Raw genomic sequence first — 1,664 nt, forward strand, 5'->3', positions numbered from 1 at the left:
CCATAATCCGCTACTTCAAAGATCGGAGCTTCCGGGTCTTTGTTGATCGCCACAATCACTTTCGAATTCGACATTCCGGCAAGGTGCTGAATCGCTCCAGAAATCCCTGCTGCAATATATAAATCTGGTGTAACCACTTTCCCTGTCTGGCCAATTTGTAAAGAATAATCGCAATATTCCGCATCGCAGGCACCTCGGGAAGCCCCCACCGCTGCTCCTAACACTTCTGCAAGCTCTTCGAGCGGCTTAAAGCCTTCCGCACTTTTTACTCCACGTCCCCCGGCTACAATGATTTTCGCTTCGGATAAATCGACGCCGCCACTTGTTTTCTTCACGACATCTTTAATCGTGGTGCGGAGATCTTTAATATCTACATTAACCGAAGAGATATCCCCGCTTCTAGAGGAATCCTCATCAAGAGGAGCAATGTTGTTTGGACGAATGGTGGCAAATACGAGTCCTGATTCGATGGTTTTCTTTTCAAAAGCTTTCCCGGAATAGATCGGCCGGGTAAAAACGGCATTTCCTCCGTCCATCTCTACAGCGACAGCGTCGGAAACGAGTCCGGCATCGAGCTTCGCAGCAACACGGGGAGCGAGGTCTTTTCCGCTTGACGTATGACCGATAATAATACCTTCCGGGCTTTCGAGATCACAAACCTGCAGAAGCGCCTGCGTATAAGCATCCGTTGTATATGGAGCCAGTCCCGGCTTCTCTGCTGTCACTACACGGTCTGCCCCGTAATGAATCATTGATTTGGCGTGCTCTTGCAGGTTCTCTCCAAATAAAGCACCGACTACTTCTCCGCCATCGGCAATCTGTTTTCCCGCTGCAATCGCCTCAAAAGAAACATTTCTCAGTTCGCCGTCTTTTACTTCCCCTAATACCAATACTTTTTTTGCCATCGTACATCCCCTCCGTTATATGACCTTTGCTTCATTTTTTAACAAGCTGACAAGCTCATTTATTTGATCGTCCACTTCTCCTTCGAGCACTTTTCCGGCTTGCTTTTCCGGAGGCAGAAAACGATCGAGTGTTTTGGTTTTTGCTTCTACGTCCTCTTCTTCAAGATCTAGGTCATCCAGATCTATCGTATCAAGCGGCTTCTTCTTTGCTTTCATAATACCGGGAAGAGAAGGATAACGCGGTTCGTTTAAGCCTTGCTGGCAGGTCACCAGAAGCGGAAGCGACGTTTCAATCTTTTCCACATCCCCTTCGACATCGCGTTCGATTTTGGCTGTCTGGCCGTCAATTTCCAGGTTTGTAATGGTGGTTACCTGGTTAATACCAAGCCCTTCTGCCACCCGGGGCGCCACCTGGCCGGCTCCGTCATCGACAGCGACGTTCCCGCCGAGAATAATATCGTATTCCTGGTCTTTCAAATAAGCCGTGAGCGCTTTACTAATGGAGGAATGATCCAACTCTTCATCGATATCTTCTACATTAATAAGAGCGGCTTTGTCAGCACCCATCGCAAGGGCTGTTCTTAATTCTTTTTCTGCTTCTTCATCGCCAACGGTCACAACGGTCACTTCTCCGCCATGTTCGTCCCGAAGCACGATCGCTTCTTCAATGGCATACTCATCATACGGGTTAATAATAAATTCTGCGCCTTCTTCATCAATAACTCCGTCATTAATAACTATTTTTTCTTCTGTATCAAA

General features: G+C 47.5%; 2 protein-coding genes. Both read right to left on the reverse strand.

The window, feature by feature from the left end:
* A partial coding sequence (locus tag ACE1TI_RS21715) for an electron transfer flavoprotein subunit alpha/FixB family protein (protein ID WP_375009583.1) occupies positions 1-905 on the reverse strand: 905 nt, incomplete at its 3' end.
* 15 nt (positions 906-920) lie between these two features.
* Positions 921-1,664: electron transfer flavoprotein subunit beta/FixA family protein (locus ACE1TI_RS21720; protein ID WP_375009584.1), on the reverse strand; the 744-nt coding region annotated here is incomplete at its 5' end.

The organism is Alteribacillus sp. JSM 102045 (assembly GCF_041949975.1).
Classification (GTDB): domain Bacteria; phylum Bacillota; class Bacilli; order Bacillales; family Marinococcaceae; genus Alteribacillus.